At 54.3% G+C, this 18,354-nt stretch carries 14 protein-coding genes and 1 pseudogene; 11 read left to right on the forward strand and 4 right to left on the reverse strand.

Annotated elements, in window-relative coordinates; all coding sequences use genetic code 11:
* Positions 1-85: 85 nt before the first annotated feature.
* Positions 86-616 (forward strand): gluconokinase, encoded by a 531-nt coding sequence (gntK, locus tag ACHHZ7_RS14825; protein ID WP_003023475.1) that lies wholly within the window; start codon positions 86-88, stop codon positions 614-616.
* Positions 616-1,956, forward strand: coding sequence for a gluconate transporter (gene gntU / locus ACHHZ7_RS14830; protein ID WP_060682883.1), 1,341 nt, complete (start codon positions 616-618; stop codon positions 1,954-1,956). The genes gntK and gntU overlap by 1 nt, the downstream gene beginning before the upstream one ends.
* On the opposite strand, the pseudogene ACHHZ7_RS14835 reads toward gntU, so the two are convergent.
* The 3 genes and pseudogenes from ACHHZ7_RS14835 to yhgN form a co-directional block, all read right to left on the reverse strand.
* Positions 1,879-2,058: pseudogene (locus ACHHZ7_RS14835) on the reverse strand (MarC family protein); the annotation flags it as partial. The gene gntU and the pseudogene ACHHZ7_RS14835 sit on opposite strands and share 78 nt — an antisense overlap.
* Positions 2,052-2,498 carry a hypothetical protein gene (locus tag ACHHZ7_RS14840; protein ID WP_060682882.1) on the reverse strand — a complete coding sequence of 149 codons (447 nt, stop codon included), beginning with the start codon at positions 2,496-2,498 and terminating at the stop codon, positions 2,052-2,054. The pseudogene ACHHZ7_RS14835 and the gene ACHHZ7_RS14840, both read right to left, overlap by 7 nt.
* A 454-nt stretch (positions 2,499-2,952) precedes the next feature.
* Entirely contained in the window at positions 2,953-3,546 is a 594-nt protein-coding gene (yhgN, locus tag ACHHZ7_RS14845; protein ID WP_003023480.1) for an NAAT family transporter YhgN, read from the reverse strand.
* A 190-nt stretch (positions 3,547-3,736) separates the two neighbouring features.
* Here yhgN and asd point away from each other — a divergent pair, with 190 nt between their 5' ends.
* The 6 genes from asd to glgP all read left to right on the forward strand — a co-directional run bounded on the left by asd (position 3,737) and on the right by glgP (position 14,486).
* The gene (gene asd, locus ACHHZ7_RS14850) at positions 3,737-4,843 is read left to right on the forward strand and encodes an aspartate-semialdehyde dehydrogenase (RefSeq protein WP_003827614.1); all 1,107 of its coding nucleotides are present in this window, start codon (positions 3,737-3,739) and stop codon (positions 4,841-4,843) included.
* 273 nt (positions 4,844-5,116) lie between these two features.
* A complete protein-coding gene (gene glgB, locus ACHHZ7_RS14855) occupies positions 5,117-7,300 on the forward strand; it encodes a 1,4-alpha-glucan branching enzyme (protein ID WP_032945237.1) in 2,184 nt (727 codons plus the stop codon).
* On the forward strand, positions 7,300-9,276 hold the full coding sequence (gene glgX, locus ACHHZ7_RS14860; protein WP_060682881.1) for a glycogen debranching protein GlgX: 1,977 nt from the start codon (positions 7,300-7,302) through the stop codon (positions 9,274-9,276). Before glgB ends, glgX begins: the two co-directional genes overlap by 1 nt.
* A gap of 14 nt (positions 9,277-9,290) precedes the next feature.
* Positions 9,291-10,586, forward strand: coding sequence for a glucose-1-phosphate adenylyltransferase (gene glgC, locus ACHHZ7_RS14865; RefSeq protein WP_006687433.1), 1,296 nt, complete (start codon positions 9,291-9,293; stop codon positions 10,584-10,586).
* Positions 10,586-12,019: a glycogen synthase GlgA gene (gene glgA, locus ACHHZ7_RS14870; RefSeq protein ID WP_003827622.1), complete on the forward strand. Its 1,434-nt coding sequence runs from the start codon at positions 10,586-10,588 to the stop codon at positions 12,017-12,019. The genes glgC and glgA overlap by 1 nt, the downstream gene beginning before the upstream one ends.
* Positions 12,020-12,038: 19 nt before the next feature.
* Positions 12,039-14,486: a glycogen phosphorylase gene (glgP, locus tag ACHHZ7_RS14875; RefSeq protein ID WP_048215392.1), complete on the forward strand. Its 2,448-nt coding sequence runs from the start codon at positions 12,039-12,041 to the stop codon at positions 14,484-14,486.
* Between the two features lie 90 nt (positions 14,487-14,576).
* Here the strand turns inward: glgP and glpD are convergent, their stop codons facing one another.
* On the reverse strand, positions 14,577-16,085 hold the full coding sequence (gene glpD, locus ACHHZ7_RS14880) for a glycerol-3-phosphate dehydrogenase (RefSeq protein WP_008786343.1): 1,509 nt from the start codon (positions 16,083-16,085) through the stop codon (positions 14,577-14,579).
* Positions 16,086-16,283: 198 nt separating this feature from the next.
* On the opposite strand from glpD, the gene glpE reads away from it, so the two are divergent.
* The 3 genes from glpE to ACHHZ7_RS14895 all read left to right on the forward strand — a co-directional run bounded on the left by glpE (position 16,284) and on the right by ACHHZ7_RS14895 (position 18,323).
* Positions 16,284-16,610, forward strand: coding sequence for a thiosulfate sulfurtransferase GlpE (glpE, locus tag ACHHZ7_RS14885; RefSeq protein ID WP_060682880.1), 327 nt, complete (start codon positions 16,284-16,286; stop codon positions 16,608-16,610).
* 75 nt (positions 16,611-16,685) lie between these two features.
* Positions 16,686-17,519 carry a rhomboid family intramembrane serine protease GlpG gene (glpG, locus tag ACHHZ7_RS14890; RefSeq protein WP_032945236.1) on the forward strand — a complete coding sequence of 278 codons (834 nt, stop codon included), beginning with the start codon at positions 16,686-16,688 and terminating at the stop codon, positions 17,517-17,519.
* A gap of 45 nt (positions 17,520-17,564) precedes the next feature.
* Positions 17,565-18,323, forward strand: a complete 759-nt coding sequence (locus tag ACHHZ7_RS14895) for a DeoR/GlpR family transcriptional regulator (RefSeq protein WP_003023499.1) — start codon at positions 17,565-17,567, stop codon at positions 18,321-18,323.
* Positions 18,324-18,354: the final 31 nt, after the last annotated feature.

Raw genomic sequence — 18,354 nt, forward strand, 5'->3', positions numbered from 1 at the left:
TTCTCTATTTATCCGGCTGGACAATGTTACCGATAACAGTTACCCGTAACAATTTCCTGATTCTTGTACCAGTGGGGGCAACGCTTTGAGCACGACTAATCATGATCACCACGTTTACGTTCTGATGGGCGTATCGGGCAGCGGTAAATCTGCTGTCGCCAGCGAAGTGGCGCATCAACTGCAGGCCGCGTTTCTTGATGGCGATTTTCTCCATCCGCGCAGCAACATCATGAAAATGGCTTCCGGTGAGCCACTCAACGATGACGACCGTAAACCGTGGCTACAGGCGCTGAATGACGCCGCTTTTGCGATGCAGCGTACCAACAAGGTTTCGCTGATCGTCTGTTCTGCCTTGAAAAAAGTCTACCGCGACCAGTTGCGCGACGGTAACCCGAACCTCTCTTTCATTTATCTGAAAGGGGATTTTGACGTTATCGAAAGCCGTCTGAAGGCGCGTAAAGGCCACTTCTTCAAAACGCAGATGCTGGTTACCCAGTTTGAAGCGCTGGAAGAACCGGGTGCGAATGAAAACGATGTACTGGTGGTCGATATCGATCAACCACTGGACGGTGTGGTCGCCAGCACCATTGAGGTTATTAACCAAGGCAGTAAGTAGTGAGCACATTAACGCTTGTTTTAACAGCAGTAGGGTCCGTTTTATTACTGCTGTTTTTAGTGATGAAGGCGCGTATGCACGCCTTCGTTGCTTTGATGGTGGTATCCATTGGTGCAGGTCTCTTTTCCGGTATGCCGCTCGATAAAATCGCGGCGACCATGGAAAAAGGGATGGGAGGCACGCTCGGTTTCCTGGCGATTGTGGTGGCGCTGGGGGCGATGTTCGGCAAGATTTTGCATGAGACCGGCGCGGTCGATCAGATTGCCGTCAAAATGCTGAAATCCTTCGGTCATAGCCGCGCACATTACGCGATTGGCCTGGCCGGTCTGATTTGCGCGCTGCCGCTGTTCTTTGAGGTGGCGATTGTGCTGCTGATTAGCGTAGCGTTCTCAATGGCGCGCCATACCGGTACTAACCTGGTTAAGTTGGTCATTCCGCTGTTTGCGGGCGTGGCGGCTGCCGCAGCGTTCCTGCTGCCGGGGCCTGCGCCGATGCTGCTGGCCTCTCAGATGCACGCCGACTTTGGCTGGATGATCCTGATTGGCCTGTGCGCCGCGATCCCGGGCATGATTATCGCCGGGCCGCTGTGGGGTAACTTCATCAGCCGTTACGTTGAGCTGCACGTACCGGAAGACATTTCCGAGCCGCATCTGGGCGAAGGCAAAATGCCCTCCTTTGGCTTCAGCTTATCGCTTATCCTGCTGCCGCTGGTGCTGGTTGGTCTGAAAACCATCGCCGCACGCTTTGTTCCGGTCGGTTCTTCAACCTACGAATGGTTCGAGTTTATCGGTCATCCGTTTACCGCGATTCTGGTTGCCTGTCTGGTGGCGATTTACGGTCTGGCGGTGCGCCAGGGCATGCCAAAAGACCGCGTGATGGAAATCTGCGGCCATGCGCTGCAGCCAGCGGGGATTATTCTGCTGGTGATTGGTGCGGGCGGCGTGTTCAAACAGGTACTGGTAGATTCCGGCGTTGGCCCTGCACTGGGCGAAGCGTTAACCGGTATGGGCTTGCCGATCGCTATCACCTGCTTCGTGCTGGCGGCGGCGGTGCGTATCATTCAGGGGTCCGCGACAGTGGCCTGCTTAACGGCGGTCGGTCTGGTGATGCCAGTGATTGAGCAACTGAACTACTCCGGTGCCCAGATGGCGGCGCTGTCTATCTGTATCGCGGGCGGCTCTATCGTGGTCAGCCACGTTAACGACGCTGGTTTCTGGTTGTTCGGTAAATTTACCGGTGCGACTGAAGCGCAAACGCTGAAGACCTGGACGATGATGGAAACCATCCTCGGTACGGTCGGCGCGATTGTCGGTATGATTGCCTTCCAGCTGTTGAGCTGATGGCATTGCCCGGTGGCGCTAGCGCTTACCGGGCCTGGAAACGAGCACATATCGACACCGTAGGCCGGGTAAGGCAAAGCCGCCACCCGGCTTTTTTACAGCACCATCACACCATCCTCGGTTTTCAACCAACGCGGCGCTTTTAACGTATCGGCGAAATAGCCTACCAAATCCTGCAGTAAATCGCCCGCCACGCGTTCCATCTCGTCAGACAGCGTTTTGCTCATCAGTAAATGCGTCAAAAGCTGGCAGTAACGCCCCATCTGATCTGGTTCGGGTTCAAAGAGGGGAGAGCGGGTCGGTAAGGTTTCTACCGTCAGGCTGGCCTGTAGATGCTGCGGTACAGGTTCCGTTAAGGTTGGTTGTAGTAGTGCCAGACAGGCCGACAGGCGCGCACAAATCGCCAGTTTTTCAACAGGGTCATGACATTCAACAAGCCCTTCGACAAAACGCTCACAGTTATCCGCCAGTTCGGTGAAGTCCGTGACATGGCTAAAGGGCAGGGTAAATAAAGAGTGTGAAAAGAGAGGGGTAGTCGCCATAGGGCAGCCTCCAATGAGTGAAATTTACCACCACCGAAGGGACCAACCTTTTGGTGGCGGGCTGAACGGAGTTGGTCCTACCGGCCTCATTGGATACCGGTGCGTCTTGTGACGCCACCGTCCAGCCCACCATTGAGGTGTAGCTGGTCGCACGACAAAAGTGAATTTTATCGCGAATGAGGTAATCAGGGGACCAATCCTGGCACCTGATTTTGCAAGTGCAGCGAGAAGATAATGCTAATCCGCGATGCTGACAAGAGCGTATTCCGGAAGGCGCTTCGCAGAAATGAAAATACGCTTTTTCAGAGACTTAAATGATTGAGGTGTTTCTCACAAACACATTCACGGCGCTGATTGCCCGGTGGCGCTAGCGCTTACCGGGCCTACACACGAGCATATATCAACACCGTAGGCCGGGTAAGGCGAAGCCGCCACCCGGCGTAAAGTGAGTGCGTTACCCCTTCATCCACATCCGCACGCCATCGAGGAACATCTGGGTTGCCATCATCACCAGAATCAGCCCCATCAGGCGTTCCAGCGCGTTAACCCCTTTCTCTCCCAGCAGACGTAAAAACAGCGAAGACTGCAGCAAAATCACGAATGTACCGCCCCAGGCGATCAGCAGCGCAATCACCAGATGCCCCATCTGGTTTGGGTACTGATGCGACAACAGCATTAATGAGGCCAGGATTGTCGGACCGGCGACCAGCGGAATCGCCAGCGGTACGATAAATGGCTCTTCACCAGCCGGAAGCCCGGTGCTATTCCCGGTGGCGCTGGGGAAAATCATCTTAATGGCGATCAGGAACAAAATGATGCCCCCGGAGATCGATACGGTTTCTGCACGCAGGTTAAGAAATGCCAGAATTTTCTCGCCCGCAAACAGGAATATCAGCATCACCAACAGCGCAATAAACAGCTCGCGAATCATAATCGCGCGGCGACGTTTTGGTTCGGTATGTTTCAATACGGACATGAAAATGGGCAGATTTCCGAGCGGATCCATAATCAGGATCAATAAAACTGCCGCTGAAATGATTTCATTCATAACTCAAATTCCCTGATAATTACCGCGGACTTTCTGCTTGCTTGCGCAGCGGGATAAGTCGCATTACTGATGGCTTCGCTATCATTGATTAATTTCACTTGCGACTTTGGCTGCTTTTTGTATGGTGAAGGATAGGCCAGTAGGATACTGGTTAGCATACACAGCACACATCTCTGCAGGAAAAAACGCTATGAAAAATGTTGGTTTTATCGGCTGGCGCGGTATGGTCGGCTCTGTTCTCATGCAACGCATGGTTGAGGAGCGTGACTTCGACGCCATTCGCCCTGTTTTCTTTTCTACTTCCCAGCTCGGGCAGGCGGCACCGACGTTCGGTGGCACCGCGACCGGCACACTTCAGGACGCTTTTGATCTGGATGCGCTGAAGGCGCTCGATATCATCGTGACCTGTCAGGGCGGCGATTATACCAACGAAATCTATCCAAAGCTTCGTGAAAGCGGTTGGCAGGGTTACTGGATTGATGCAGCCTCTTCGCTGCGTATGAAAGACGATGCCATCATTATTCTCGATCCGGTTAACCAGGATGTCATCACCGACGGCCTGAACAAAGGTATTAAGACCTTTGTCGGCGGCAACTGTACCGTTAGCCTGATGCTGATGTCCCTCGGTGGCCTGTTTGCCAATGACCTGGTTGACTGGGTTTCCGTAGCGACCTATCAAGCGGCTTCCGGCGGCGGCGCGCGCCATATGCGTGAACTGCTGTCTCAGATGGGTCATCTGTATGGCCATGTGGCCGAGGAACTGGCGACCCCTTCCTCTGCTATTCTCGACATCGAACGTAAAGTGACGACCCTGTCCCGCAGCGGCGAACTGCCGGTTGATAACTTTGGCGTACCGCTGGCCGGTAGCCTGATTCCGTGGATCGACAAACAGCTCGATAACGGTCAGAGCCGTGAAGAGTGGAAGGGACAGGCGGAAACCAACAAAATTCTCAACACGTCTTCCGTGATCCCGGTTGATGGTTTGTGCGTGCGCGTCGGCGCGCTGCGCTGCCACAGCCAGGCGTTCACCATTAAACTGAAAAAAGATGTGTCTATTCCGACCGTGGAAGAACTGCTGGCGGCGCACAATCCGTGGGCCAAAGTTGTACCAAACGATCGGGATATCACCATGCGTGAGTTAACCCCGGCGGCCGTTACCGGCACGCTGACCACGCCAGTAGGCCGTCTGCGTAAGCTGAACATGGGACCGGAGTTCCTGTCAGCCTTTACCGTGGGCGACCAGTTGCTGTGGGGGGCTGCGGAGCCATTGCGCCGTATGCTGCGCCAATTGGCGTAATAGTTTGTTAACGATCAAGGGGTGAGGAATCACCCCTTTTTTTGCGTAATACAGGAGTAAGCGCAGATGTTTCATTTTTTACCAGGAGTAAGATAAAGCATTGGCTATTCTTTAAGGGTGACTTAGTACCGGAGGTATTAAGTTGTTGCCTGAAGGTGGGACGACGCAGAGAGGATGCACAATTGTGCTGCGCCGTTCAGGTCAAAAAAAGTGTCACTACCTGATGTCGAAAATCAGTTGGAAGGGGTGACGCCATAAAACAGGATGACAACCATGTCCGTTCGTATCGATAGAGACGTGATTAATGCGCTGATTGCAGGCCATTTTGCGGATCCTTTTTCCGTACTCGGTATGCACCAAACTGATGCTGGACTTGAAGTCCGCGCCCTATTACCTGACGCCACCGAAGTGTGGGTGATCGAACCCAAAACCGGACGCAAAGTCGGCAAGCTGGATTGCCTCGACTCTCGCGGTTTTTTCTGTGCAGTACTTCCCCGCCGTAAAAATTTCTTTCGCTATCAGTTGGCCGTTGTCTGGCATGGACAGCAGAATCTGATTGATGACCCTTATCGTTTTGGCCCGCTGATCCAGGATATGGATGCCTGGCTGTTATCTGAAGGTACGCACCTGCGACCTTACGAAACGCTGGGTGCGCATGCGGATACCATGGATGGCGTAACCGGTACGCGCTTCTCAGTCTGGGCGCCTAACGCTCAACGCGTGTCAGTGGTTGGGCAGTTCAACTACTGGGATGGCCGTCGCCACCCAATGCGCCTGCGCAAAGAAAGCGGTATCTGGGAGCTGTTTATCCCCGGCGCGCAGCATGGTCAGCTGTATAAATACGAGATGATCGATGCCAACGGTAAGCTGCGAATCAAAGCGGACCCTTACGCCTTCGAAGCGCAAATGCGTCCGGAAACCGCGTCGCTTATCTGTGGTCTGCCGGAAAAAGTAGTGCAAAGCGAGGCGCGCAAAAAAGCCAACCAGTTTGATGCACCGATCTCTATCTATGAAGTGCACCTGGGCTCATGGCGTCGTCATACCGATAACAACTTCTGGCTGAGCTACCGCGAACTGGCGGATCAGTTAGTGCCGTACGCTAAGTGGATGGGTTTTACTCATCTCGAACTGTTGCCGATTAACGAGCATCCGTTCGACGGTAGCTGGGGCTACCAGCCTACCGGCATGTATGCGCCGACCCGTCGCTTCGGGACGCGCGATGATTTCCGCTATTTCGTGAATGCCGCGCATCAGGCGGGGCTGAACGTCATTCTCGACTGGGTGCCGGGTCATTTCCCGTCGGACGACTTTGGTTTGGCAGAGTTTGATGGCACCAACCTGTATGAGCACAGCGACCCGCGCGAAGGATATCACCAGGACTGGAACACGCTGATCTACAACTATGGTCGCCGTGAAGTCAGCAACTACCTGGTGGGTAATGCTCTGTACTGGATTGAACGCTTTGGTATTGACGCGCTGCGCGTGGATGCCGTGGCGTCGATGATTTATCGCGACTACAGCCGCAAAGAAGGGGAATGGATCCCAAACGAATTTGGTGGTCGTGAAAACCTCGAAGCCATTGAATTTTTGCGCAATACCAACCGCATTCTTGGCGAGCAGGTGCCTGGTGCGGTGAGCATGGCGGAAGAGTCGACCGACTTTGCCGGCGTTTCAAGACCACAGGATATGGGCGGTTTAGGGTTCTGGTATAAGTGGAACCTCGGCTGGATGCACGACACGCTGGACTACATGAAGCTGGATCCGATTCATCGTCAGTACCATCACGACAAGCTGACCTTCGGCATGCTGTACAACTACACCGAAAACTTCGTCCTGCCGCTGTCGCATGATGAAGTGGTACACGGTAAAAAATCCATTCTCGATCGCATGCCGGGAGACGCATGGCAGAAGTTTGCCAACCTGCGCGCCTACTACGGCTGGATGTGGGCCTTCCCGGGCAAAAAACTGCTGTTTATGGGCAACGAGTTTGCGCAGGGACGTGAATGGAACCATGACGCCAGCCTCGACTGGCACCTGCTGGAAGGTGGCGATAACTGGCACCACGGCGTACAGCGTCTGGTGCGCGATCTGAACCACACCTACCGTCATCACAAAGCGCTGCACGAGCTCGACTTTGACGCCTATGGCTTTGAGTGGCTGGTGGTAGATGACAACGAACGTTCGGTGCTGGCTTTCGTGCGTCGTGACAAGGTCGGCAATGAAATCATCGTGGTCAGCAACTTTACGCCTGTGCCCCGCCACGGCTATCGCTTCGGTATCAATCAACCAGGCAAATGGCGTGAGATCCTCAATACCGACTCGATGCATTACCACGGTAGCAATACCGGCAATGGCGGTGCGGTGCACAGCGATGAAATCGCCAGCCATGGTCGTCAGCACTCACTGAGCCTCACGTTACCGCCGTTGGCAACGATCTGGCTGGTTCGGGAGGGGTAATGACGCAACTGGCAACCGGCAACGCCACCCCCCATGGTGCAACGTATGACGGCCATGGTGTCAATTTCACACTCTTCTCAGCCCACGCTGAACGCGTTGAATTATGCGTATTCGATGAGCAAGGGTGCGAACTTCGCTATGACCTGCCGGGGCGTAGCGGTGATGTCTGGCACGGCTATCTGGCCAACGCCCGGCCCGGTCTGCGCTATGGCTATCGTGTTCATGGCCCATGGCAACCGCAGCAGGGCCACCGGTTTAATCCGGCCAAGCTGCTGCTTGACCCTTGCGCCCGTCGGGTGGATGGCGAGTTAAAAGATAACCCGCTGCTGCACGGTGGGCTAAATGAACCGGATCATCATGATAATGCCACCATCGCGCTGAAGGGCGTGGTGGTGTCCGATCATTATGACTGGGAGGATGATACCCCGCCGCGCACGCCGTGGGGCAATACCGTGATTTACGAAGCGCATGTCAAAGGGTTGACGTATTTGCATCCTGAGCTGCCGGAAGAGATTCGCGGAACCTACAAAGCGCTGGGCCATCCAGTGATGATCGATTACTTCAAGCGCCTCGGCATTACCGCGCTGGAGCTGCTGCCGGTGGCGCATTTTGCCAGCGAACCACGGCTTCAGCGGCTGGGGCTGTCGAACTATTGGGGCTACAACCCGGTAGCGATGTTCGCGCTGCATCCGGCCTATGCCTGTTCGCCGGAGAGTGCGCTTGATGAGTTTCGCGACGCGGTAAAAGCGCTGCACAAAGCGGGGATTGAGGTCATTCTCGATATCGTTTTGAACCACAGCGCCGAGCTGGATCTCGAAGGCCCCGTCTTCTCGCTGCGCGGAATTGATAACCGTAGCTATTATTGGATCAGGGACGATGGTGATTACTACAACTGGACCGGTTGTGGGAACACCCTCAATCTGAGCCATCCGGGCGTTGTGGAATACGCATGTGAATGCCTGCGCTACTGGGTTGAAACCTGCCATGTGGATGGTTTTCGTTTTGATTTGGCTTCCGTCATGGGGCGTACACCTGCGTTTCGTCAGGATGCGCCACTGTTTACCGCGATCCAAAACTGTCCGCTGCTCTCACGCGTTAAGCTGATTGCGGAACCGTGGGATATTGGTGAAGGTGGGTATCAGGTGGGGAATTTCCCCCCGCCGTTTGCCGAGTGGAATGACCATTTCCGCGATGCGACCCGACGCTTCTGGCTCCAGCGTAATCTCTCGTTGGGTGAGTTTGCCGGGCGTTTTGCCGCATCAAGCGACGTGTTTAAACGCAATGGTCGCAAACCCAGCGCGACGGTCAATCTGGTGACTGCGCACGACGGTTTTACGCTACGCGACTGTGTGTGCTTCACAAATAAGCACAATGAAGCGAATGGTGAGGAAAATCGCGACGGCACTAGCAATAACTACAGCGACAATCATGGTAAAGAAGGATTAGGCGGCACGCTGGACCTGATTGAGCGGCGGCGCGACAGCATTCATGCGCTGTTATCCACGCTGTTGCTCTCCCAGGGGACGCCGATGTTGCTGGCGGGCGATGAGCATGGTCATAGCCAGCACGGCAACAATAACGCTTACTGCCAGGATAACGCCCTGACCTGGCTGGACTGGCAGCAGGCAAACAGCGGACTAACCACATTTACCGCTGCCCTGATCCATCTTCGCCAGCAAATTCCTGCACTGACGGGTGATCGCTGGTGGGAAGAGGGCGATGGCAATGTTCGTTGGCTAAATAAGTACGCACAACCCTTAAGTGCGGATGAGTGGCAAAACGGCCCGAGGCAGATGCAAATCCTGCTATCAGACCGTTTTCTGATTGCAATAAATGCCACGCTTGAGGTGACAGATATCGTTTTACCTGAAGGGGAATGGTGCGCCGTTCCCCCATTTGCCGGAGAGGATAATCCGGTGCTTACGGCTGTCTGGCAGGGACCTGCGCACGGACTGTGTGTGTTCCAGAGAAGATAAAAAAGGAGTTAGTCATGGTGAGTTTAGAGAAGAACGATCGTGTAATGTTGGCGCGCCAGCTGCCATTAAAATCTGTTGCCCTGATCCTGGCCGGTGGCCGCGGTACCCGCTTAAAAGATTTAACCAACAAACGTGCCAAACCTGCTGTGCACTTTGGCGGTAAGTTCCGCATTATCGATTTTGCCTTATCCAACTGTATTAACTCCGGGATCCGCCGTATTGGCGTGATCACCCAGTACCAGTCCCACACGCTGGTGCAGCATATTCAGCGCGGCTGGTCGTTCTTTAGCGAAGAGATGAACGAGTTTGTCGATCTGCTGCCTGCCCAGCAGAGAATGCAGGGTGAAAACTGGTATCGCGGTACGGCGGATGCGGTGACCCAAAACCTGGACATCATTCGACGCTATAAAGCGGAATATGTGGTGATCCTCGCGGGCGATCATATCTACAAGCAGGACTACTCACGCATGCTTATCGACCACGTCGAGAAAGGCGCGCGTTGCACCGTGGCCTGTATGCCAGTGCCTATTGAAGAGGCCAGCGCGTTTGGCGTAATGGACGTGGACGACAGCGACAAAATTATCGAGTTTGTTGAAAAACCCGCTAACCCGCCAGCCATGCCAGGCGACCCGACCAAATCTCTTGCCAGTATGGGGATCTACGTTTTCAACGCCGATTATCTGTATGAATTGCTGGCGGAAGATGACCTCGATGAAAACTCCAGTCACGATTTCGGTAAAGACATTATCCCGAAAATCACCGAAGCTGGCATGGCGTATGCACATCCATTCCCGTTGTCCTGCGTGCAGTCTGACCCGGAATCCGAGCCGTACTGGCGTGACGTGGGTACGCTGGAAGCCTACTGGAAGGCGAACCTCGATCTGGCTTCGGTGACGCCTGAACTGGACATGTACGACCAGGACTGGCCAATCCGTACGCACATGGAATCGCTGCCACCGGCGAAATTTGTTCAGGACCGTTCCGGCAGCCACGGAATGACGCTGAACTCGCTGGTTTCTGGCGGATGCATAATTTCAGGTTCGGTGGTGGTGCAGTCCGTTCTGTTCCCGCGAGTGCGGGTGAATTCATTCTGTAACATTGATTCGGCAGTGTTGTTACCTGAAGTGTGGGTGGGACGTTCGTGCCGCTTACGTCGTTGCATTATCGACCGCGCCTGCGTTATTCCCGAAGGCATGGTGATTGGTGAAAACGCGGAAGAAGATGCGCGTCGTTTCTACCGTTCAGAGGAAGGTATTGTGCTGGTCACGCGTGAAATGCTACGCAAACTGCAGATCAAACAGGAGCGATAATGCAGGTTTTACACGTTTGTTCAGAGATGTTCCCCCTGTTAAAAACCGGGGGACTGGCGGATGTTATTGGGGCGTTACCCGCAGCGCAAATAGCGGACGGCGTGGATGCCCGCGTGCTGCTCCCGGCGTTTCCTGATATTCGTCGCGGCATTCCCGATGCGCAGGTTGTAACGCGTCGGGATACCTTCGCCGGACGTATCACGCTGCTGTTCGGGCATTTCAACGGCGTGGGTATTTACCTGATTGACGCGCCGCATCTCTATGACCGCCCCGGTAGCCCGTATCACGACACTAACCTGTTTGCGTATACCGATAACGTGCAGCGTTTTGCATTGCTGGGCTGGGTTGGCTGTGAAATGGCCTGTGGCCTTGACCCATTCTGGCGCCCGGATGTGGTGCATGCGCACGACTGGCATGCGGGTCTGGCCCCGGCGTATCTGGCGGCGCGCGGCCATCCGGCGAAATCGGTGTTCACCGTCCACAACCTGGCGTATCAAGGCATGTTTTATGCAAAGCATATGGATGACATCCAATTGCCATGGTCGTTCTTTAATGTGCACGGACTGGAGTTTAACGGGCAGATTTCGTTTCTGAAGGCAGGGTTGTACTACGCCGACCACATTACGGCGGTCAGTCCGACCTACGCGCGGGAAATTACCGAGCCGCAGTTTGCCTACGGGATGGAAGGTCTGTTGCAGCAACGTCATCGCGAAGGGCGCCTTTCCGGCGTGCTGAACGGCGTTGATGAAAAAATCTGGAGCCCGGAAACCGATCTCCTGCTGGCATCGCGATATACGCGCGACACGCTGGAGGAGAAGGCAGAAAACAAACGTCAGCTTCAGATAGCGATGGGACTTAAGGTCAACGATAAAGTACCGCTGTTTGCCGTGGTGAGCCGTCTGACCAGTCAAAAAGGGCTGGATCTGGTGCTGGAAGCGCTGCCGGGGTTGTTAGAGCAGGGTGGACAGTTGGCATTGCTAGGCGCGGGCGATCCGGTATTACAGGAAGGATTCCTCGCCGCAGCGGCGGAACATCCAGGACAGGTGGGTGTGCAGATCGGCTATCACGAAGCCTTCTCGCACCGCATCATGGGTGGGGCCGATGTGATATTGGTTCCCAGCCGTTTTGAGCCGTGTGGCTTAACGCAGTTGTATGGACTGAAGTACGGCACGCTGCCGCTGGTGCGGCGCACCGGTGGGCTGGCTGATACAGTCTCTGACAGTTCGCTGGAAAACCTGGCGGACGGTATCGCCAGTGGGTTTGTATTTGAAGATAGTAATGCCTGGTCGCTGTTACGCGCGATCCGGCGTGCTTTCGTATTGTGGTCCCGGCCTTCGCTTTGGCGGTTTGTACAACGTCAGGCCATGACCATGGATTTTAGCTGGCAAGTCGCGGCGAAGTCATACCGTGAGCTTTACTATCGCTTGAAATAGATATCCAGGAATCACCTATATGAATGCTCCATTTACTTATGCATCGCCCACACTCAGCGTAGAGGCACTTAAGCATTCTATTGCCTATAAGCTGATGTTCACGATTGGTAAGGACCCGGTCATTGCCAATAAACATGAGTGGCTGAACGCCACGTTGTTCGCGGTGCGCGACCGTCTCGTGGAGCGCTGGCTGCGTTCTAACCGTGCGCAATTATCTCAGGAAACTCGTCAGGTCTATTACTTGTCTATGGAGTTTCTGATTGGCCGCACGCTTTCCAATGCACTGTTATCGCTGGGCATTTATGACGATGTCAAAAATGCGCTGGAAGGTATGGGGTTGGATCTTGAAGATCTGATCGACGAAGAAAACGACCCGGGTCTTGGCAATGGCGGTCTCGGGCGCCTGGCGGCCTGCTTCCTGGACTCTCTGGCAACGCTGGGATTGCCGGGACGCGGTTACGGTATTCGTTATGACTACGGTATGTTCAAGCAGAACATTGTTGATGGCCGCCAGAAAGAGTCGCCGGACTACTGGCTGGAATACGGTAACCCGTGGGAATTCAAACGCCACAACACGCGCTACAAAGTGCGTTTTGGCGGGCGTATTCAGCAGGAAGGTAAGAAAACTCGCTGGATAGAAACCGAAGAGATCCTCGCGGTCGCCTACGACCAGATTATCCCCGGCTACGACACCGACGCCACCAACACGCTGCGTCTGTGGAATGCCCAGGCCAGTAGCGAGATTAATCTCGGTAAATTTAACCAGGGCGACTACTTTGCGGCTGTGGAAGATAAAAACCACTCCGAGAACGTCTCCCGCGTACTGTACCCGGACGACTCCACCTATTCAGGACGCGAGCTGCGGTTGCGCCAGGAGTATTTCCTGGTCTCCTCTACGGTGCAGGACATCCTGAACCGTCATTATCAGCTGCACAAAACCTACGACAATCTGGCGGATAAAATCGCCATTCACCTCAACGATACCCATCCGGTGCTGTCGATCCCTGAGCTGATGCGCTTACTGATCGATGAGCATAAGTTCAGTTGGGACGATGCGTTTGAGGTCTGCTGCCAGGTCTTCTCGTATACCAACCACACCTTGATGAGCGAAGCGCTGGAGACCTGGCCCGTCGATATGCTGGGCAAAATTTTGCCGCGCCATCTGCAAATCATCTTTGAAATCAACGACTACTTCCTGAAGACGTTACAGGAACAGTATCCAAACGATACTGCTCTGCTGGGGCGGACGTCGATTATCGATGAATCTAACGGCCGTCGTGTGCGTATGGCATGGCTGGCGGTGGTGGTGAGCCACAAGGTTAACGGCGTTTCCGAGCTGCACTCCAACCTGATGGTGCAGTCGCTGTTTGCTGATTTTGCGAAGATTTTCCCGACTCGCTTCTGCAACGTCACCAATGGCGTGACGCCGCGCCGCTGGCTGGCGCTGGCTAACCCGTCGCTCTCTGAAGTGCTGGATGAGAACATTGGTCGCACCTGGCGAACCGATCTCAGCCAGCTCAGCGAGCTTGAGCAGCACTGCGATTACCCACTGGTAAATCAGGCGGTGCGCCGCGCGAAGCTGGAGAATAAAAAGCGTCTGGCCACGCTCATCGCCCAGCAACTGAACGTGGTGGTGAACCCGAAATCGCTGTTTGATGTGCAGATAAAGCGTATTCACGAATACAAACGCCAGTTGATGAACGTGCTGCATGTGATCACCCGCTACAACCGCATTAAGGCCGATCCTGACGCTGAGTGGGTGCCGCGTGTGAATATCTTCGCCGGTAAAGCGGCTTCTGCTTATTACATGGCGAAACACATCATTCACCTGATCAACGACGTCGCGAAAGTGATCAACAACGATCCGCAAATTGGCGACAAGCTGAAAGTGGTGTTTATCCCCAACTACAGCGTCAGCCTGGCGCAGGTGATTATTCCAGCTGCCGACCTTTCTGAACAGATTTCTCTGGCCGGGACCGAAGCCTCCGGTACCAGTAATATGAAATTTGCTCTTAACGGTGCGCTGACCATCGGTACGCTGGACGGTGCCAACGTTGAGATGCTGGAGCATGTGGGCGCAGAAAATATCTTTATCTTTGGTAATACGGCGGAAGAGGTCGAGGCTTTACGCAGCCAGGGCTACAAGCCGCGTGAGTATTACGAGAAAGACGAAGAGCTGCACCAGGTGCTGACGCAGATCGGCAGCGGCGTATTCAGCCCTGAGGAGCCGGGACGTTATCGCGACCTGGTGGATTCGCTGATTAACTTTGGTGACCACTATCAGGTTCTGGCGGATTATCGCAGCTACGTTGATTGCCAGGATAAGGTTGATGAACTGTATCGTCACCCGGAAGAGTGGACCACCAAGTCGATGATTAATATTGCCAACATGGGGTACTTCTCGTCGGACAGGACGATCAAAGAGTACGCCGAAAACATCTGGCATATTGATTCGGTGCGGTTGTAACACACGATGCCGGGGGCGCTTCGCTTGCCCGGCCTACGTTTATGCACTCTTGTAGGCCGGATAAGGCGCTAGCCGCATCCGGCATTTTTATCAGGACGCCAGCGACAGCTGGTGCTTCTCAATGTACTCCGCCAGCCACTGGGTCATACGCGACTGCTGCTCAGCATTCAGCCACATACCTTCTTTCGTGCGACGCCACAACGCATCTTCCGCACGACGAACCCATTCGTGATCGACCAGATATTTCAGCTCGGCCTCATAAAACTCATGGCCAAAGTCTTCACCTAACTCGGCAAGCGAGGTGGCTTCGCCGATAACCCATTCGGTGTTGCTGCCGTATGTGCGAGAATAATGGCGTGCCAGCGACTCGGTCAGGAACGGGTAGCGACGGCGCAGTTTGGCCGCGTAATCTTCGCGATCGCCGCCAATGTCACCGCCTGGCAGAATGCACTCTTTCGTCCATGCCGGACCAATTCCTTGGTAGTACGATGCCAGTTTTTCCATCGCGTGCTCAGCCAGCTTACGATAGGTGGTCAGCTTACCGCCAAAGACCGACAGCAACGGCGCTTTGCCGTTTTCGTCGTGGATATCCAGCGTGTAATCACGGGTGATCGCCTGCGGTGAGTCAGACTCGTCATCGCACAGCGGACGCACGCCTGAGTAAGTCCAGACGATATCATCACGGCCCAGCTGCTTCTTAAAGTGCGCGTTGTAGACCTTCAGCAGGTAATTGATTTCGCTTTCATCAATTTTCACTGCTTTCGGATCGCCTTTGTATTCAACGTCTGTCGTCCCGATGATCGAGAATTCGTCCATCCATGGGATAACAAACACAATACGCTTATCTTCGTTTTGCAGAATATAAGCTTGCTTCTGGGTATGTACGCGCGGCACTACGATGTGGCTGCCTTTAATCAGGCGAATGCCGTACGGTGATGGCAGGTGCATACCGTCGTCGAAGAACTCTTTCACCCACGGACCGGTGGCGTTGACCAGGCCACGCGCCTGCCAGGTGTATTTTTTGCCGGTATCGATATCTTCAGCTTCAACAATCCACAAACCGTTTTCACGGCGAGCAGAAGTGGCGCGAGTGCGGGTTAATACTTCTCCGCCTTTGCGTACGACCATTTGGGCGTTTGCCAAAACCAGTCGCGCATCGTCTACCCAGCAGTCAGAATATTCGAAACCGCGCACAATCTCAGGTTTCATTACGGAATCCGCGCCAAAACGCAAACCGGTAGAGCTTGGTAAACTGGTGCGTTTGCCCAGATGATCGTACATAAACAAACCAATGCGGATCATCCACGCCGGACGCAGGTGCGGGCGATGGGGCAGGCGAAAGCGCATCGGGAAGGCGATATGCGGTGCCATTTTCAACAGCACTTCACGTTCGGCCAGCGCTTCGCTTACCAGACGAAATTCGTAGTGTTCCAGGTAGCGCAGGCCACCGTGGATGAGTTTGGAGCTAGCGGAAGAGGTGGCGCAGGCTAAATCCTGCGCTTCCAGCATCAGCACGGATAAACCGCGTCCAGCGGCATCTGCCGCGATACCGGCACCGTTGATGCCTCCACCTATCACAATCAGATCTTTGGTTTCCATGCTGGCCTCTCGCACTTTCGTTATAGCTCATTAATGTTCGTTATCGAGCATAATAGCAAAGAATCGCGCCATTGGTAACATCGGATAAACAATTTACAGTGATACATATAACATTATGGCGTTTAACTGCCGTCGGGACGTACACTAAGCAGTAACATGTCCGAAAAGCATCACCTGCCATATAAAGAAGAGAGAGCAATGGATCAGTTTGAATGTATTAATGTCGAAGAAGCGCATCAAAAGCTGCATCAGGGGAGCGCGGTGTTAGTGGATATCCGTGATCCGCAAAGCTATGCCATGGGTCATGCCCCGCAGGCGTTTCATCTGACGAATGACACGCTGGGGTCATTTATGCGCGAGCATGATTTCGACACCTCTGTGTTGGTGATGTGTTATCACGGCAACAGCAGTAAAGGCGCGGCGCAATATCTTCTTCAGCAGGGCTATGACGCGGTTTACAGCGTTGACGGCGGCTTCGACGCCTGGCATCGACATTTTCCGGCAGAAGTGGCATACGGTTCGTAAGCTAACAAAGATGCAGCCTGAAACGGGCAGGATATATATACTGTCCTCTTTTGTGTGGAATAAGCGACAGCAACCATGTTGATGATTACCTCTTTTGCTAACCCCCGCGTGGCGCAGGCATTTGTTGATTATATGGCGACACAGGGCGTTATCCTGACGATTCAACAACATCAGCAAACGGATGTCTGGCTGGCGGATGAGTCCCAGGCCGAGCGCGTGCATGCTGAACTGGCGCGATTTCTGGAGAATCCGGGCGATCCGCGCTACCTAGCGGCAAGCTGGCAGTCGGGTCAGACCGACAGCGGTCTGCACTACCAGCGTTATCCGTTCCTGGCCACATTGCGCGAACGCGCAGGCCCGGTAACCTGGTTGGTAATGGCCGCGTGTGTGCTGGTGTTTATCGCGATGAACGTGCTGGGCGACCAGGCGGTGATGCTTTGGCTGGCATGGCCGTTTGACCCTTCGCTGAAATTTGAATTCTGGCGTTATTTCACCCACGCTTTTATGCACTTCTCGCTGATGCATATTCTGTTCAACCTGTTGTGGTGGTGGTATCTCGGCGGTGCGGTTGAAAAGCGTCTGGGCAGTGGAAAACTGATTGTAATTACCGTGATCAGCGCCCTGTTGAGCGGCTATGTTCAGCAGAAATTTAGCGGCCCGTGGTTTGGTGGACTGTCTGGCGTGGTATATGCGCTGATGGGCTACGTGTGGTTGCGCGGCGAGCGCGATCCGCAAAGCGGTATTTTCCTGCAGCGTGGTTTGATTATCTTTGCTTTGATCTGGATTGTTGCCGGCTGGTTTGATCTATTCGGCATGTCGATGGCGAATGGCGCTCATATCGCCGGGTTGGCCGTGGGTCTGGCAATGGCGTTTGCCGATACGATGAATGTGCGGAAACGAACTTTGTAGGCCGGATAAGCGTTAGCGCATCCGGCAAAATTTCAGGGAACACTAATGAAGCAAACACAACGACATGACGCGATCATCGAGCTGGTAAAAAAACAGGGATACGTCAGTACTGAAGAGCTGGTGGAGCATTTCTCCGTCAGCCCGCAGACGATTCGCCGCGATCTTAACGATCTGGCCGATCAGAACATGATTTTGCGCCATCACGGCGGCGCGGCGCTGCCATCCAGCTCAGTCAACACCCCGTGGCATGACCGTAAAGCGACGCAGACGGCGGAAAAAGAGCGCATTGCCCGCAAAGTTGCCACGCAAATCCCGAACGGCTCAACGCTGTTTATTGATATCGGAACCACGCCGGAAGCGGTGGCTCACGCGCTGCTTAATCACAGCAATTTACGCATTGTGACCAACAACCTCAATGTGGCGAACACGCTGATGGCGAAAGAGGATTTCCGCATAATCCTCGCCGGTGGTGAACTGCGTAGCCGCGACGGCGGTATTATGGGCGAAGCGACCCTCGACTTTATTTCTCAGTTCCGTCTGGACTTCGGCATCTTAGGGATCAGCGGCATCGACAGCGACGGTTCTCTGCTGGAGTTTGATTATCACGAGGTTCGCACCAAGCGCGCGATCATTGAGAATTCACGGCATGTGATGCTGGTGGTGGACCACTCGAAGTTTGGGCGTAACGCGATGGTGAATATGGGCAGCATCAGCATGGTGGATGCGGTGTATACCGACACGCTGCCGCCTGCTGGTGTGATGCAGGTGATTGCTGACCATCATATCCAGTTAGAGCTGTGCTAAGGTAATTCCAGGCCTGATAAGCGTTGCGTAT

The organism is Citrobacter freundii complex sp. 2024EL-00216 (assembly GCF_043945515.1).
GTDB classification, from domain to species: domain Bacteria; phylum Pseudomonadota; class Gammaproteobacteria; order Enterobacterales; family Enterobacteriaceae; genus Citrobacter; species Citrobacter portucalensis.